At 61.4% G+C, this 16,200-nt stretch carries 16 protein-coding genes; 5 read left to right on the top strand and 11 right to left on the bottom strand.

The genetic code is table 11. From position 1 onward, the window contains the following. Window positions 1-2: 2 nt before the first annotated feature. The 5 genes from KAK11_RS19055 to KAK11_RS19035 form a co-directional block, all read right to left on the bottom strand. Window positions 3-944 (bottom strand): ABC transporter permease, encoded by a 942-nt coding sequence (locus KAK11_RS19055; RefSeq protein ID WP_210810987.1) that lies wholly within the window; start codon window positions 942-944, stop codon window positions 3-5. A 67-nt stretch (window positions 945-1,011) separates the two neighbouring features. Next, window positions 1,012-1,998 carry an ABC transporter permease gene (locus KAK11_RS19050; RefSeq protein WP_210810986.1) on the bottom strand — a complete coding sequence of 329 codons (987 nt, stop codon included), beginning with the start codon at window positions 1,996-1,998 and terminating at the stop codon, window positions 1,012-1,014. 120 nt (window positions 1,999-2,118) lie between these two features. Continuing rightward, window positions 2,119-3,693, bottom strand: coding sequence for an ABC transporter substrate-binding protein (locus KAK11_RS19045; protein ID WP_210810985.1), 1,575 nt, complete (start codon window positions 3,691-3,693; stop codon window positions 2,119-2,121). A gap of 179 nt (window positions 3,694-3,872) precedes the next feature. Then, window positions 3,873-4,562 (bottom strand): DUF3047 domain-containing protein, encoded by a 690-nt coding sequence (locus KAK11_RS19040; RefSeq protein ID WP_210810984.1) that lies wholly within the window; start codon window positions 4,560-4,562, stop codon window positions 3,873-3,875. Window positions 4,563-4,708: 146 nt separating this feature from the next. Continuing rightward, on the bottom strand, window positions 4,709-5,629 hold the full coding sequence (locus KAK11_RS19035; protein WP_210810983.1) for a porin: 921 nt from the start codon (window positions 5,627-5,629) through the stop codon (window positions 4,709-4,711). Between the two features lie 267 nt (window positions 5,630-5,896). Between KAK11_RS19035 and coq7 the strand changes: the two genes are divergently transcribed. Further along, on the top strand, window positions 5,897-6,535 hold the full coding sequence (gene coq7 / locus KAK11_RS19030; RefSeq protein WP_210810982.1) for a 2-polyprenyl-3-methyl-6-methoxy-1,4-benzoquinone monooxygenase: 639 nt from the start codon (window positions 5,897-5,899) through the stop codon (window positions 6,533-6,535). A gap of 39 nt (window positions 6,536-6,574) precedes the next feature. Here the strand turns inward: coq7 and KAK11_RS19025 are convergent, their stop codons facing one another. After that, on the bottom strand, window positions 6,575-7,012 hold the full coding sequence (locus KAK11_RS19025) for an OsmC family protein (RefSeq protein ID WP_210810980.1): 438 nt from the start codon (window positions 7,010-7,012) through the stop codon (window positions 6,575-6,577). Window positions 7,013-7,340: 328 nt separating this feature from the next. On the opposite strand from KAK11_RS19025, the gene ilvA reads away from it, so the two are divergent. Together ilvA and pcaC are read left to right on the top strand one after the other, a co-directional pair. Continuing rightward, window positions 7,341-8,927, top strand: a complete 1,587-nt coding sequence (gene ilvA / locus KAK11_RS19020) for a threonine ammonia-lyase, biosynthetic (protein ID WP_210810979.1) — start codon at window positions 7,341-7,343, stop codon at window positions 8,925-8,927. A gap of 113 nt (window positions 8,928-9,040) precedes the next feature. Further along, window positions 9,041-9,421: a 4-carboxymuconolactone decarboxylase gene (gene pcaC, locus KAK11_RS19015; RefSeq protein WP_210810978.1), complete on the top strand. Its 381-nt coding sequence runs from the start codon at window positions 9,041-9,043 to the stop codon at window positions 9,419-9,421. A gap of 327 nt (window positions 9,422-9,748) precedes the next feature. On the opposite strand, the gene KAK11_RS19010 is transcribed toward pcaC, so the two are convergent. Beyond that, window positions 9,749-12,682, bottom strand: a complete 2,934-nt coding sequence (locus tag KAK11_RS19010) for an adenosylcobalamin-dependent ribonucleoside-diphosphate reductase (RefSeq protein WP_210810977.1) — start codon at window positions 12,680-12,682, stop codon at window positions 9,749-9,751. 187 nt (window positions 12,683-12,869) lie between these two features. Between KAK11_RS19010 and KAK11_RS19005 the strand changes: the two genes are divergently transcribed. Continuing rightward, window positions 12,870-13,259 (top strand): hypothetical protein, encoded by a 390-nt coding sequence (locus KAK11_RS19005; RefSeq protein ID WP_210810976.1) that lies wholly within the window; start codon window positions 12,870-12,872, stop codon window positions 13,257-13,259. Here KAK11_RS19005 and KAK11_RS19000 read toward each other — a convergent pair. Then, complete coding sequence (locus KAK11_RS19000) at window positions 13,250-13,867, bottom strand: YceI family protein (RefSeq protein WP_210810974.1); 618 nt, start codon at window positions 13,865-13,867, stop codon at window positions 13,250-13,252. The two genes, KAK11_RS19005 and KAK11_RS19000, sit on opposite strands and share 10 nt — an antisense overlap. A 40-nt stretch (window positions 13,868-13,907) precedes the next feature. Next, window positions 13,908-14,489: a YceI family protein gene (locus tag KAK11_RS18995; protein ID WP_210810973.1), complete on the bottom strand. Its 582-nt coding sequence runs from the start codon at window positions 14,487-14,489 to the stop codon at window positions 13,908-13,910. A 182-nt stretch (window positions 14,490-14,671) separates the two neighbouring features. Between KAK11_RS18995 and KAK11_RS18990 the strand changes: the two genes are divergently transcribed. Next, window positions 14,672-14,890 carry a hypothetical protein gene (locus KAK11_RS18990; protein WP_210810971.1) on the top strand — a complete coding sequence of 73 codons (219 nt, stop codon included), beginning with the start codon at window positions 14,672-14,674 and terminating at the stop codon, window positions 14,888-14,890. On the opposite strand, the gene KAK11_RS18985 is transcribed toward KAK11_RS18990, so the two are convergent. Then, complete coding sequence (locus tag KAK11_RS18985; protein WP_310737839.1) at window positions 14,887-15,396, bottom strand: GNAT family N-acetyltransferase; 510 nt, start codon at window positions 15,394-15,396, stop codon at window positions 14,887-14,889. The genes KAK11_RS18990 and KAK11_RS18985 overlap by 4 nt on opposite strands. A 2-nt stretch (window positions 15,397-15,398) precedes the next feature. After that, window positions 15,399-16,160: an SDR family oxidoreductase gene (locus KAK11_RS18980; protein ID WP_210810970.1), complete on the bottom strand. Its 762-nt coding sequence runs from the start codon at window positions 16,158-16,160 to the stop codon at window positions 15,399-15,401. Between the last annotated feature and the right edge of the window lie 40 nt (window positions 16,161-16,200).

Here is a 16,200-nt window from a genome sequence, read left to right as displayed (position 1 = left end):
ACTTACCTCAGGCGGGGGTTCAAGGCGTCACGCAGCCAGTCACCCAGCAGGTTTACGCTCAAGGCAATCAACATCAACATGCCCCCAGGGAAGACGGTGATCCACCATTCGCCAGAGAACAGAAAGTCATTTCCGACTCGAATCAAGGTACCCAGCGAGGGGCTGGTGGGTGGCACGCCCACACCCAGAAACGACAAGGTCGCCTCGATGATGACCGCTGCGGCCACATCGATGGTGGCCAGCACCAGCACGGGGCCCAACACATTGGGCAGCACGTGACGCAACATGATGCGGGCTGGCGCCACGCCGATCACGCGCGCCGCCTGCACGTACTCTTTATTGCGCTCCACCATGGTCGAGCCGCGGACGGTGCGCGCGTACTTCACCCACCCTGTCAGGGCGATTGCCAAGACCAACACCGTGAAAGCCAATGTGTCGTGCGCATTGGGAAACAGCGCCCGACCCACACCGTCAATCAGCAAGGCCACCAAGATGGCCGGGAAGGACAGCATCACGTCGCAGACACGCATGATGAAAGCATCGGTCTTGCCGCCCACAAAGCCGGAGAGCAAGCCCAGGCACACCCCAATCGTCACGGACAGCGCCACGGCGGCCAAGCCGACGAACAAGGAGATGCGAGCCCCGTACATCAGGGCCGACAAAATGTCGCGCCCTTGGTCGTCCGTCCCGAGCAAATACTTGGTCTTGCCATCGGCCTCCCAGGCGGGTGGCAGGCGGGCGTCCGAAAGGTCTAAGGTGGCCAGATCAAACGGGTTGTGTGGCGCGATCCAGGGCGCGCCCACAGCGCAAATGACACAAATGCCCGCAATGAGCGCGGACACGATGGCCACCGGAGAGCGGCAAAAGCTGTACCAAACATCGCCTGCGAAAAAGCGAGCCAAGGCACCTGGCGGAGCCGCCTCAGCGGATGGTGAGATGGTCATGGCAGAGGTATGAGGTGAAGACGGGACAGCCGGAGGGCGATCCGAAATGAGGTGAGGTAGCAGATGCTCAATGGCCTGCTGCGGAGCGCTCGACGCGCAAGCGCGGGTCGACCGCGAAGTAAAGCAAGTCGACCACCAAATTGATCAGCACAAAGATCAGTGAGATGAGGCACAGGTAAGCGGCCATCACAGGGATGTCTGCAAACTGCACCGCCTGGATGAACAACAAGCCCATGCCCGGCCACTGAAACACCGTCTCGGTGATGATGGCAAAGGCAATCAAGCCACCCAACTGCAAGCCCGTGATGGTCATCACCGGCACCAATGTGTTCTTCAAGGCATGGCCGAAGTAGACGACCCGATTGCTCAAGCCGCGTGCCCGAGCGAACTTGATGTAGTCCGCCCGCAAAACCTCCAGCATCTCTGCACGTACCAGCCGCATGATCAATGCCAACTGATACACCGACAAAGTGATGGCGGGCAGCAAAAGATGCTTCCATCCATCGGCGGTGAGCAGACCCGTCGTCCAATTGGCACTCAGGTTCACCACATCGCCACGCCCGAAGCTGGGCAGCCAGGTCAGCCAGACGGCAAACACCAAGATCAACAAAATACCGATGAGAAAGGTGGGCAGAGACACGCCCAACAGCGACAAGCCCATCAGCAACTGCGAGAGCCAATTGCCCCGCTTCAGAGCCGCATAGACACCAAATGGAATGCCGACCACCAAGGCAATCAAGGCCGCTGCCGCTGCCAACTCCAAGGTTGCAGGGAAGCGCTCTGCGATCAAGGTCGAGACTTTGCGCCCTTGGCGCAGGCTCAGCCCAAACTCGCCCTGGACAGCATTGCTGACAAAGCTCGCAAACTGAACCACAAAGTGCTGATCCAAACCCAGATCACGCCGAAGTTGCTCTCGCTGTTCGGGCGTGGCATCTTGGCCCAACAGGTTGGTGACTGGATCGCCCACATACTGGAACAGCATGAAGGCGATGAATGCCACGGTGAGCATCACCAGCACCGCTTGAGCGAGGCGACGAAGTACAAATGCAAACATAGAGTCTTGGACCCTGTGGTGAGACTGGAGGTCTTGAGGGCTCTGGACAGCGCAACGCTGAAGGCCTCAAGCCTACAGATGCGAGCAGCGCCCAGCGCTGCCCGCTGATGGATGTCAGGGTCAATTGACCGTCACGGTGCGCATCTCAATGCGATTGTCCGCACGGTGTGACATGGTCACATTGCGTTTCATGGCCCAAGGAATGACCTGATTGTGCAGAGGGATGTGCGACACCTCTTCATGAGACAGCAGCAGGGCCTTCTCGATCAAGTCATTGCGAGCCTTTTGATCCACTTCCTTTTTTATGCGTTCAATCAGCGCATCCATCTGCGGGTTGGAGTAGCGGCCCACGTTGTAGTTACCATCTCCTTGAGCACCCACAGAGCGAACCAGGGACTGCAGGGAATACAAGGCATCGAAGGTCGGCACACCCCAGCCCAGCATGTAAATGCTGGCTTCATAGCGCTGGATCATCGGGAAATAGGTGACCAAGGGCAAGGTGCGAAGCTTGGCCTTGACACCCACGCGCGCCCACATCGCTGTGATGGCCTGACAAATTTCTTCGTCATTGATATAGCGATTGTTGGGGCAGGCGAAATCCACTTCAAACCCATTGGGATAGCCAGCGTCAGACAGCAGCTTACGAGCAGCGTCCGGGCTGTAGGGATGACGGGCATCCACCTTGCTGGACCAGCCATTGACTTGCGGAGCGACCAGCGTGCCAGTGACCTGGGACATGCCACGCATCGTCGTTTTATGGATGGCTTGAATGTCGATCGCCTGGTAGAGCGCCTTGCGCACTCGGCTGTCCTTCAAGGGGTTCTTGCCTTTGATGTTCGAGCCGGGCAACTCATCTCGGAATTGATCCAAGCCTAAGAAAATGGTGCGGTTCTCGGCACCGTCCAAGACTTTGAGGTTGGCACTGGCCCGCAATCGAGGCAGGTCCGCGGGTGACGGATCCAGCACCATGTCGACCTCGCCGGACAACAAGGCCGCCACACGGGTCGAATCAGACTTGATCGGCGTATAGACAATCTCGGTCACATTGCCGCTCATCTTGCCCCACCAACTCGGCGCCCGCGTCAGAACCATTTTCACGTCGGGGTCCCAGCTCTTCAGCATGAAGGGGCCGGTGCCATTGGCATGCCGATGGGCATAGTTTTCTTCTTTGGACTTGGCATCCTTTGGGGTCACCGACCGGTTCTTCTCAGCCCAGTCCTTGTCGAGCATACGCAGCTCAGTCAGCTGCCGGATCAACACGGGGTTAGGCCCTTTGGTCAGGATATCCACCGTGAACTCGTCGACCTTTACGACTTTGTCGATGCCTTGTGTGTAAACCCCGTAGTTGGAGGCTTTGTCCATGGCGCGGTTCAACGAAAACACCACGTCGTCGGCGTCAAAGGCCGCACCATCATGAAACTTCACACCCTTGCGCAGTGAAATGCGCACCTGGGTGGGGCTCAATTGCTTGTAGCCCGTGGCCAATTGAGGCTCCAACTCAAACTTGCCGTTGTAGTAGAACAGGGACTCATAAACCGCTGCATGCACGCCATTGCCCAGTGCATTGTTTTGGCTGTGGATATCCCAACTCGGAATGTCGCTGGCACTGGCCCAACGAAGGGGAGCGGCTTGGCTAGATACGCCGGTCAACACAACGGCAGCAGCCAGCAAATTCAAGTGAAGTTTTTTGATCATGGGGTCTCTCGCGTCGATGGACGGCTAAAGGGTGCGGCTCGCAGCACATCCTCTTGAGATCAGTGCTACGGGTTTTAATACGCTCCGCATGATCGCGGATTTTGCAGCTTCTGTGCCAACGGGAAAGCCCCATGATCGATCGAGCGCTTGCACCAACTGCAGCCACGGTGGCTGACGCGCTAGCGGCTGGTCGTCAAATCCACATTGGCATACCAAGCTTGAGCGCGACCGCCCGTATTGTCAGCGTCAGTCATGATGCCCAAAGCGATGATCGGCCCCGGCTCCTCCCCAAAGGCGCGCTTGAAGTCAGCAATGACGTTTCTCTCGTACTCGCGCCATTGGCCAAGGTGCGCAGGCCCAGCTTCCAATACGATTTTGCGAATGCGATCCGTTCGAGGGCTGTTCACCACCGACTCGATGGTCGCTTGGTCATGGCCCCAGACATAGATCAGCGAAGCATAGGGTGGCCGCTCTCCAGTCACCATCTCAGCCAGGTCAAAAAGCATTTGGTTCTTCAGTGACAGGCTCTGGTGATCGCCGTCGAAGGCGACGACCACACTGGTGACGGCATCGTCTTTATCCACCACCCCCACGACGGCGTCGGGAATCAAGGCATTTGTCTTCCAAGCAAACCGCAAGGTCGGCTCGACACCTTGGGGTACATGCAATCGGCGGCGCAACATGCTGGCCGAACCCTGCGCAGAGGCTTGCCATCCGACAAAGCGCCCTTGTGTGATGGGGTCGTAGGTCGTCACACGCTTGCCAGGGAAGCGCACCTCTTCCCAAGGCGAATCTGCGGCCTTCACGGGCAGCGATGGCGGCGCATGTGTACAGGCCACCAGCGTCATCGCAAAAACACTGACCAGCACCAGTTTGCAGAGTCCTTGAGGCCAGGCGCACTTATGCGACAGAAGATCCATCGTTCATCTCACCGATATCCACGAAGGCAAGAAAAAGCCGCCCGAAGGCGGCTTTGGTCTTGTCGTTTGAGCCCGCGCAAAGCGGGCCTTCACGATCAGAAGTTGTGCTGAACGCCGAAGTCGTAGCCAGTCTTCTCGGTGGCCAACTTGCTGTCGCGGCCGAAGTCAGCGAAGACCTTGGTGCGCTTAGACAGGTTGTAATGCACGCCCAGGCCCAGCTTGCTGCTGACGGTGGTGGAACCAACCTTTTGGCTGGCGAAACCGGCCTTCAGGTCAGCCGCGCCAACCGGCACGTTCACGCCAACCAGGAAACCCTTGGCATCAGCGTTGGCTTGGGTTGTGCCCTTGGAAAAACCAGCCGACACGGTCGCGGCGCCGAAGTTGTAGCGGCCACCCAAGCTCCACTGCTTGTCGTTAGAGCCGTTCGGGTCTTCATAGCCAGCACCGACGAACAGAGGACCTGCTGCGTAGTTCGCTGCGAAGGACACGGGGCGCTTGCCACCACCGTTGGTGTTCGACTCAGCGATCTGAGCGCCGAAGTTGAAGCCGGACATACCGATGTGGTACTCGACCATGCTGGCGCTACGCACCTTGGTGATGCCACCAACACGCATGCCGATGTCACGCAGATGAGCCACGGTGTCGCCACCGAACGGGTCGATCTGGTTTTGGATCATCAAGAAGGCCGGAGTGTAGTCACGACCAACGCGAACCCAGCCGAAGCTGCCTTGCAGACCAGCAGTGCTGTAGCCATTCCAGAAGTTGGCGTTGGCTGCACCAGATGCCGGGTTGAAGCGGTGCTCGATGCCGAAGGTTGCCTTCAGACCGCCACCCAGATCTTCAACGCCACGGAAGCCCAGACGGCTGCCCGCGCGGTCCATCAACGCCTTGTCAGCGGTGCCCAGGTCCTTGCCCAGCTCAGCATTCAGCTTGCCGTAGATGGTCACAGACGATTGAGCCGAAGCAGCACCAGCAAACGCACCCAGCACGGCCAAAGCGAGAATAGATTTTTTCATTTCAACGATCTCCTAGGTTGAACAAGAGGTCCCGATCGGGGAAGAACCCGGATCACCTCAAAAGGTGGGGCTGATCAGGCCAACCTCCTCATCGGAAGTTGGCGCTATTGCACCAGACCCCCTAGCCTTCTGCCAAGGTTTGACACCGAAATGAGGGCTGTCTGTTGTCCGAGCACAACGAGAAAGGGAGTTTGGCCAAAGTCAAACCTGCTCGACATGTGCTTCTTGGCTCAGCGACGAGGGGTTTTCCCGATGTAAGCTCGCCCCATGCACGCCACTCACCACGCTCTTGATCACTGGTTGATCGCGGCCGACACCGCGCTGCGCACACTCAGCGGAGGCCTGCAAGCGAGCCGGCCCAACCCGGCAGCCGACCTGCCCCTCGCGCAACTGGACCCAACCGAGAAACGATTGGTGGGTGGGCTGATGCGCGTCAATCACGTGGGGGAGGTCTGTGCACAAGCCCTCTATGAGGCGCAGGCACTGACAGCCCAAACCCCTGCCAACCGCCTGCGAATGAAGCAAGCCGCCGTGGAGGAGGTCGATCATCTGGCATGGACCGCCGACCGCTTGCGGCAGTTAGGTGACAGACCCAGCCTTCTGAACCCATTGTGGTTTGCTGGCGCCTTTGGGATAGGCTTGCTGGCCGGCAAGGCCGGAGACGCGGTCTCCTTGGGTTTCTTGAAAGAAACGGAGCGACAGGTTGAGGCCCACTTGGCCAGTCACTTGGAGCGCTTACCCTCTCAGGACAAGGGCTCTCGGGCCATCGTAGAGCAGATGAAGCGCGATGAAGCCGCTCATGCGGAGATGGCGGACCAAGCCGGCGCCAGTGACCTCCCCCAGCCCGTCAAGACCGCGATGAAGCTTGCGGCCAAGGTCATGACGACGGTGGCGTTTCGGCTCTGACTTGCCAGTGCCTCGTCTTCCCAAGAACGTGAGTACCACTTAGGCTGCAGCGGCGTCTGCGTCTTTGATTTCCACCGAGGTAGAAATGCTGGCCGTGCGGCCCAGCATGGCGGTCGCAGAACAATACTTCTCGTGCGATAGCGCCACGGCGCGCTCCACAGCAGCCTGCGACAAGGCTTTGCCCGTCACCACAAAATGCAAGTTCAGGTGGGTAAACACCTTGGGGTCGGTCTCGGCCCGCTGTGCACTCATCTTGACCGTGCAGCCTGTCACCTGTTGGCGCCCACGCTTGAGGATCAGCACCACGTCATAGGCCGTGCAGCCTCCGGCACCAGCCAGCAGCGTCTCCATGGGCCTGGGCGCCAGGTTTCTGCCGCCCCCCTCGGGCGCGCCGTCCATGCTCAGCACATGGCCGCTGCCGGTTTCGGCCAGCATCACCATGCCGGCGTCGGCAATCCAATGTACGGTGCATTCCATGGCTCTGCTTTCCTCTAGAACTGTCAATCTGGCGCCGTGCATCGCTTAGAGGCGACGCTGGGCCACACAAGCGTGCGTGGATTCACATTATCCCGCGCTAGTGAGTACCCTCTATCGAGAATATATTGCAGTGCAACACAAGTGAAGTTAGACTCAGTTCATCGCAGTGTGCTGATACGCCCTGCAACCGCTTGTCTCCTCCACCTCCTCTTTTGGTGGATTCGGCCCGAAGCCTCACGGTTTCGGGCCGTTTTTTTGGGCTGGCTTATCATGCGGCGGTGCAGCAAATGCTGCACCCCTCATCCACCCCGACCCCAGGAGAGACGCCATGGCCGGCGCCCCCCGCTCCGCGCGCCCTGCTGCGCGCCCTCTTGCGAAAGCAGGCACGACTGCCCCAGACCCCACCGACTACCTGCGTCGAATTTTGACCGCCAAGGTCTATGACGTGGCCATTGAGTCGCCGCTGGACACGGCCAAGTCTCTGAGTCGTCGGCTCGGCAGCCAAGTCTTGCTCAAGCGCGAGGACCTGCAACCTGTCTTCAGCTTCAAGCTGCGCGGGGCCTACAACAAGATGGCGCATTTGAGCCCCGAGCAACTGCAGCGCGGTGTGATCTGTGCCTCGGCGGGTAACCATGCTCAAGGCGTCGCCCTGAGTGCCAAGCGCTTAGGTTGCAAAGCCATCATCGTGATGCCGGTCACCACGCCCAAAGTCAAGGTCGACGCTGTGACCGCCCTGGGTGGCGAGGTCGTGTTGTTCGGCGAGAGCTATACCGACGCTTATGGGCATGCCGTCGAGCTGGAAAAGCAGGGAGGCCTGACCTTCGTCCACCCCTTTGACGACCCCGATGTGATTGCCGGCCAAGGCACCATCGCCATGGAAATCCTGCGTCAGCACCAAGGCCCGATAGATGCCATTTTTGTGGCGATTGGCGGCGGCGGCCTGATCTCCGGTGTAGCGGCCTACATCAAGGCTCTCCGACCCGAGATCAAGATCATCGGCGTACAAACCGTGGACTCCGACGCGATGGCCCGCTCTGTGGAAGCCGGCAAGCGGGTCACATTGCCCGATGTCGGCCTGTTTGCCGATGGCACCGCCGTGAAGCTGGTGGGCGAGGAAACCTTCCGCCTGGCCCGGCATTGGGTGGACGAATTCATCCGCGTCGATACCGACGCCGTCTGCGCCGCCATCAAGGATGTCTTCCAAGACACCCGCAGCATCGTCGAGCCTTCCGGCGCCATGGGTGTAGCGGCCATCAAGCAATACGTCGAGGCCCATAAGCTCAAGGGCAAGGGCCAGACCTTTATTGCCGTGACCTGCGGTGCCAACATGAATTTCGATCGGCTGCGTTTTGTGGCCGAGCGCTCGATGTTCGGCGAGCAGCGCGAAGCCCTCTTCGCCGTCACCATCCCTGAAGAGCGAGGCAGCTTCAAGCGCTTTTGTGAGCTGGTCGGCCCGCGCAGCGTCACCGAGTTCAATTACCGCATCTCAGACGCTGACCAAGCCCACGTGTTTGTCGGCCTGTCCATCAGCAAGCGCGATGAAGCCGACAAGATCGAGCGCAGTTTCATCAAGCATGGCTTTGACACCGTCAACCTCACCGACGACGAACTGGCCAAAGAACACATCCGCCACATGGTGGGTGGGCGCAGCAGCTTGGCAGAGGACGAGCGCCTCTATCGCTTCCAGTTCCCCGAGCGGCCCGGCGCACTCATGCGCTTCTTGTCGGCCATGCACCCGAGTTGGAACATCAGCCTCTTTCACTACCGCAACCAGGGCGCAGACTACGGCCGCATCTTGGTGGGTCTACAGGTCCCCAAGTCCGACAAGAAGGCGCTCAAGGCCTTCCTGGACGGCCTGGCCTACCCCTATGTGGATGAGACCGACAACCCGGTCTACCGGATGTTTTTGCGCTGAGAAGCCCGCTTCCGAGGCCAACTCATTCGTGTCTCGGCGCGAGGCCGAAAACCGTGCAATGGCACGGCGAGGCGAAGCAACAAGGACACGGATGATTTAGAAATGGAATGACCATGAATAAAGATCTGTTCGACCAAGGCCTGCAGACGCGCCGCGAGGTGCTAGGCGCCGACTATGTGGACAACGCGATCAAGAACGCGGATGCCTTCAGCCTGCCGCTGCAGGAGTTGGTGACGCAGTACGCCTGGGGCGATGTCTGGAACCGACCCGGCCTGCCCCGCCGTGACCGCAGCCTCTTGGTGCTGGCCATGTTGACCGCCTTGAACCGCCCGCATGAACTGAAGCTGCATTTGCGCGGCGCACTGAACAACGGCGTGACCCGCGACGAGATTCGCGAGGTGTTTTTGCAAGCCGCCATTTATTGCGGGGCGCCAGCGGCGATGGACAGCTTTCGGGTGGCCAAGGAGTTGTTCAAGGAGTTGGACGGGGCTTGACCCGTCTCGACGCGGCTTTGGTGGTCGCGCGCGGTCGCTCACCTGAGCACGGCACGGATGGACTCCGCTCGTGTCCTCCGCCCCTCCCCTAGGGAGGGGCTCCCCCTTTACCTCGCTGCGCCCATCCGCACCGCGCTCAGGTTCGGGATTGGCTGCCGGTACCCGCGGCCATAGTCAGCTCACCGCTGATAGCGAAGTCGGCAGGGGGACAGTCATAGCGAAGTAAAGGAGGAGACGTCGGCGCAGCCGACGTCGGGGGACATGAGCGGTGACTGTCCCCCTGCCGACTTCGCCGCGCCACGAGTGAGGCCAACGGCAAGCAACACATCACCCACACTGCCCCACATACCCACAAGCCGTGCAGAAATCGCAGCCGTCTTTGTGGATCAAGGTGGCGTTACCGCATTCCGGGCACGACTTGCCGGCCATCGGTGTGATCGTGGCTGGCGCACCTGACTTCGGGCTTGGAGCCTCCAAGATACCCATCTCGCGCACCGGAAAGCCTTGCTCATCGAGCACACCCAACATCGCATAGCGGTGGATGATCAAGCGGGCCACATAGGCCACGGTGCTGGGCCAGATTTGCTGGCGCTTTTCGCCCGGCACCGGCGCCATGAAGTGACCCAAAGGTTCACCCACATTGAGCAGCTTGCGCAGCTTCATGCCGATCCATGCGGGGTCGATCACCCGCATGTCCAGCGAGAGCAAACGCGCCAAGCCATCGAGGGCCCGGGGGTAATTGCCAGAGAAGCCCAAGGCGCACGGCCGGGTGACGTAGCCCGACGGTGACTCCGGCGAAGCCAGGGCCACTTCCTTGAGCGTCAGGGTAAAGCTCTCGCCGGTGGCCGGGTTGTCGACATCCACGCCCCAGGCCAGCGTGCCTGCGGTCGACGTGCGCGGCTCGTCGCGGCTGAACATGGCGTCAATCACTGGCGAAGGCCCGGCGTTCTGGAACGCGCCCAGCGCCTCGCAGCGCCAGCGAATGACGCTGGCCGTGGCGGCCACGACCCCAGGGAACAAGCGCTGCTCGCCACTGGGGGGGAAAGGCATCTCAAACGAGCGCTCCTCGGCCACCGTGGCCAAGGCATCTAACTTGAGCTTGAGCCACTGCGGGTCGTTGACGCGCATGTCCATCGACAGCGTCTTGGCCAGCGCCCCCAAGCCCCGCGGCTGCTCTGCCCCGTTGACCCAGACCTCAAACGGCAGCGTGGCGCCGAACAGGCCGGTGCTGGGGCCGGCCTCTGCAGGCATCTCGCCCACAAACAGCGCGAAGTCGCCGTGCGGGTGTTGGATCATGTAGCTCCAGGCCGGGTTGCCGCCGCGCATTTCGGGCCGGCCGGGCCAGCGCAAGGAGGTCAGCACCGGTTTGGGCAGCTTCTCCAACTTCAGGCGCTGGTTGGCCCCATCGACCGCCAAGGCCTTGGGCGGGGCACTGGCTGCAGCGGCCGATGGCTCGACGCTCAAGACCGAGCCCAGCACGGCATTCGGCCGATAAGTGGCCAAGCCCTTCAGGCCGGACTGCCAAGCCGTCAGGTAGAGGTCTTGGAAATCTTCATAGGGGTAGTCAGCTGGGACGTTGACCGTCTTGCTGATGGAGGTGTCGATGCAGGGCGCCACCGCCGCCACCATGGACGCGTGCGCGTCGGCACTCATCTCCAGCGCCGTCACAAAGGCGGGCGTCAAGGGTGCATCGGCGCCTTTAAGGTGACAATACAAACGCCAGGCATGGTCCTCCACCGCATACTCCTTGAAGCTGCCGTCGGGCATGCGCTTTTTGCGGGTGTAGGTCCAACTGAACGCCGGCTCAATGCCATTGCTGGCGTTGTCGGCAAAAGCCAAGCTGATGGTGCCGGTGGGCGCAATCGACAAAAGGTGCGAGTTGCGCAAGCCATGGCTGCGGATACGGTCCTTCACCGCTTGGGGCAAGCGCGAGGCAAAGGTGCCACGCGAGAGATAGAGGTCCGCATTGAACAGCGGGAAGGCGCCACGCTCGGCGGCCAAATCAACGCTGGCGTTGTACGCGGCATCGCGCATCACTTCGCTGATGTGGCGAGCCATGTCACGGGCGGCTTGGGTGTCATAGCGCAGGCCCAGCATCACCAAGGCGTCGCCCAAGCCAGTAAAGCCCAGCCCCACCCGGCGCTTGTTGGCAGCCTCTTGGCGCTGGCGCTCCAGCGGCCAGACCGTCACATCCAACACGTTATCCAGCATGCGGGTCGCGACCGTCACCACCTCCGCAAAGGCCGCGTCGTCAAAGGCCGCATCCAACTCAAAGGGCTCGCGCACAAAATGCGTCAAGTCGATGGAGCCTAGGCAGCAGCAGCCATAGGGCGGCAGCGGCTGCTCGGCGCAGGGGTTGGTGGCGGAGATGTCTTCGCAGTAGCTGAGGTTGTTGTCCTGGTTGATGCGGTCCAAGAACAAGACGCCGGGCTCGGCATGGTCATAGGTGGAGCGCATGATCTGGTCCCACAGCGTCCGCGCTGGCAGCTTGCGATACACCCACAGACCATCTTCGCGCTGGTAGGCGCCCTTGGCTTTTTGCTTGTCGCCCGGCTCGGCTTTGTGCACCAACTCCACATCTGAGGCGGCCTGCACAGCTTTCATGAAGGCATCGGTCACGCCGACCGAGATGTTGAAGTTGCGCAGATCGCCCTGGTCTTTGGCGTGGATGAAGGCTTCGATGTCCGGATGGTCGCAACGCAGCACCCCCATTTGCGCACCACGGCGCGCACCAGCCGATTCGACCGTCTCGCAAGAGCGATCGAACACCCGCATATAGCTGACCGGCCCCGAGGCACTGGACTGGGTCGAGCCCACCCAGGCGCCATGCGGCCGGATTTTGGAGAAGTCGTAGCCCACACCGCCGCCGCGCCGCATGGTCTCAGCGGCTTCGGTCAACGCGGTATAGATGCCGGGGGTGTCGTCCTCCATTTGGGCAATGGAGTCACCGACCGGCTGCACAAAGCAGTTGATCAAGGTGGCCGTCAGGTCCGTGCCCGCGGCGGAGTTGATGCGCCCCGCCGGCACAAAGCCTCGGCGCTGGGCTTCCAAAAAGCGCGCCTCCCAATGCGCCCGCTGCTCGGGGGCTTCATGAGCGGCCAAGGCGCGGGCCACCCGAGCACGCACGTCTTCCAAGTTGCACTCATCGCCTTTGGCGTACTTCTCAACCAAGACCTCGCCGCTGATGGGCTGGGGCGGCAATGTGGCGGAGTTTGGCTGTGCGCCCAAGGCGCGTGCGGTGCTGCTGCGTGTCTTAGTCATGGTGCTCCCCTGCATTCAAACCAAACTCAATGATGGCCTAAAACTAGGGATAAGGGCAGCTCAATTCTCGTCCCAAACGGGTCTTTCAGCCTCTACGCTTGACATACAGCAAGCACGCCCTTCCACGGCGTGGAGCAGCCCTGCGCAAGGGCATCTGCATACCCCAAATCGCATGACAATCTGATTCATGAGATCCATCGTCTTACACGTCGACACCCCCGCGCAGGAGTGCCCGGGCTGCTTGCCCGGCGAGCACGAGAGCCCCTGCCGCGTCAGTGCACTGGAGAGAACCGGTCCACTGCTATCCAGTGGCCCAGCAGAAGACGTGCAGCACGCCCTCAGCGTGCTGGAAAACGCTTTGGCCCCGCTGACGGCCAGCATGAGCTCAGCGCTGTCTGTGGTGCAAGCCGTCCATCTCGGGCCCGACGAAGCCGAGGTCGTGCTGACCGTCCCTCCGCACTGCGCGGGCGCCCGGCTCAATCAAGCGGCCTTCCACGCGCTGCGTCTGGCTCTGCCTGATCGCGATATCTACATCCGCCACGCTGCGGCAGAGGGCAGCAGAGCGCCTCAGGGCTGAGTGGCCAGCGCCTCGGCATGAATCTTCAGCGTTACAGCCATCTCCAGGCCCAAAGCCCGCCCAAAGTCCACCCCAAACTCATCGCGCAGAAACTGCCCGCTGGCGTTGGCCACGCAGCGCTCGCGTCGACTGCCCTCTTCAGGCGCGCAACGCACTTGATGCAGCTTGAGTTTCAAGGGCTTGGTCACCCCATGCAGGGTCAGCAGGCCCTCGACTTGGGTGGGCATGCCATCGACAGCCTCTGACAACTGGCCTTCAAAGCGGGCCATCGGAAAGCGCTGGGCCTCGAACATCAACGGCCCTTTGACGAAGTTGTTCATCACCGAGCCACCAAAGTCCACGCTAGACATATCGATGTCCAGGGCCACGCGCCCCCATTGCGCCTCACGGTCAATGGTCATGGTGCCGCGCGCAAACTGAAACTGCCCCTTCCAACGAGGCGCCCCCTTGTGCATGACCTCAAAACTCGGCTGCGAGCGTCGCGCATCGATCTCATAGGTCACCGGCGCGGCATCCACGGCGTCAGAGGCTGTTGCCACCAGGACGGCCACGCAGCCGAACCACGCCCTCGAACGGTGCAGTGCGGTGGGGCCCGGTTGAAGCGTCATGGAAGGGTTCTGCAGAGCGGCAGCGCTGGCGTCACATGGTTCAGGGTTTGGCCACAGCCTCGACCTGAATGCGCAGCACGACGTTCATGTCGAAACCGTAGGCCTTGCCAGCGTCGATGCCGAAGTCAGCTCGGTTCAAGCGGGCCAGCGCATCTGCGCCGCAAAGCTCGCGCTTGTGCAAGGGGTGCGCAATGCACTTGAAGCGTTGGATCGTCAAGCTCAAGGGCCGGGTCACGCCGTGCAGGGTCAACTCACCTTCCACCTTGGTGGGTGCCCCCTCGACAAAGCCGACCAAGCGCCCTTTGTAGCGAGCGTGTGGGTGCTTCTCCACATCAAAGATGGACTCCCCCAGCGCGACCTTGTTCATCAAATCATGGCCAAAGTCCACGCTGGCGATGTCCACCACGATGTCCAAGCTGCCCTGCCCTGCCTCCTTGTCCAGCAAGACCTGGCCTTGGGTCAGATTGAACTTGCCGCGCCAAGTGGACAGGCCCATATGGTCGGCCTCAAAGCTGGGATAGGTGTGGCTGGGGTCGATCTCATAAGTCACGGGCGCCGCTTGCAGGCCGGCACCCGCCACAGCCGTCAACAGCAACAACGCAGCGGCACGAAGACTCGTCATAGGGGCTCCTTGTCTTGGTTTGCTGCCGCCATGGTAGCCGCAACTCCGTGCCGCTCATCCGTCGGCATCGCAGTTCATCCCGCCGCCATGTCGGCTCATCGCATGGGCGTGGCACTTGCCAATGGGTCTCTCTACAGTGCAAGCCATCGACACACCTCAACCCCTCCTGAAAGGACCTGATCATGACTTCCACCTCCCCCGCTTCCAGCAGCTTCCTCACTCGCGTTTCTGCCTTCGGTGCCGCCGCCGTGGTCTCGATGTCTGTGCTGCTGGGCATTGACGCGATGGCCGCTCACGACTACGCCGCAGCCGTCGCCGCCAGCACCCAAGCCTCGGCGCCGCTGATGGTGGCTGAGACGCAAACGGTGGTGATCACCGCCAAGCGCCTGAACACCATCTAAGCGGGTGGCGACGCTGATGCTGACCACTGCAAACGCTTCTCCAAACATACCGAAGCCTCGCGCCCCACATAGCGACCCCAAGGCGCACAGGGCAGATAGCCATGCTGCCTGTAGAACCTGACGGCGCGTTCGTTCACACGACGCGTTGAGAGTCGAATCACCTCGACATTCCGGCCCAAGGCTTCGGCTTCCAGAAAAGCCAATAACGCCGCCCCCACGCCCCGCGTGCCCGCTCGCGCAAACATGCGCTTGAGCTCCATGGCCACGCAGCCGTCCTCGGTGGCCAAGGGCCTCAGGGCACCACAGCCCCACAACCGACCCCGATCATCCCGCGCCACGGCCAAACAGGCACCACCGGTGCGCAGATCATCCAGCGAAAAGCTCTGAGCCCCGGTGTCCCCGGTGAGCCGCGCCAATGTCGCCGACAACTCCTCCAACAAGGCCAGCACCCCAGGCTCGTCAACGCCTGCCAAGCCGATCGAGAGCGCCTGCGGCCAGGTTTGCACGCTCAGCCCCGCCCCACAAACGGCATGCCCGTGGCCATGACGGTCATGAACAGCACATTGGCATTCAGCGGCAAGCCTGCCATGTGAACGACCGCGTCCGCCACATGCTGCACATCCATGCGGGCTTCTGAGCGCACACTGCCATCGGCTTGCAGCATGCCCTGCGCCATGGCGGTGGTCATGTCGGTAGCGGCATTGCCAATATCAATCTGCCCCACCGCGATGTCAAAGGCCCGGCCATCCAAGGCTGCGGCTTTGGTCAGCCCCGTCATCGCATGCTTGGTGGCGGTGTAGGCCACGGAGTTGGGCCGCGGCGTGTGCGCCGAGATAGAGCCGTTGTTGATGATGCGACCACCCCGCGGATGCTGGGCCTTCATCAAGCGAAAGGCTTGTTGGGTGCACAAAAATGCGCCCGTCAAATTGGTGTCTACCGCTGCGCGCCAAGCGGCCGCCGGCAGGTCTTCTAAGGGCACGCCGGCGGTGAAGACGCCCGCATTGTTGAAGAGCAAATCGAGCCGACCAAAGCGGCCAGCGATGTCTTCAAACAGCGCCTGCACAGAAGACTCGTCGCACACATCGCACAGCACGGCGCTGGCACGTTCCGCACAACTCATCTCGCCGATGACGGCGTCCAGCGGCGCCTGGCGGCGGCCACTCAATACCACGGTCCAGCCGGCCGCGTTCAGCGCCAACGCACAGGCCCGGCCAATGCCCGAGCCGGCGCCGGTCACCAGGGCGACTTTGGGGGGCTTGGTTTCACTCATGTCCACATCATCCTTTCGTGATCAGCATTGAGCCTACCAC

Source organism: Ideonella paludis, assembly GCF_018069865.1.
Classification (GTDB): Bacteria; Pseudomonadota; Gammaproteobacteria; order Burkholderiales; family Burkholderiaceae_C; genus Ideonella; species Ideonella paludis.
This window is presented reverse-complemented; position numbering and strand designations above follow the sequence as displayed.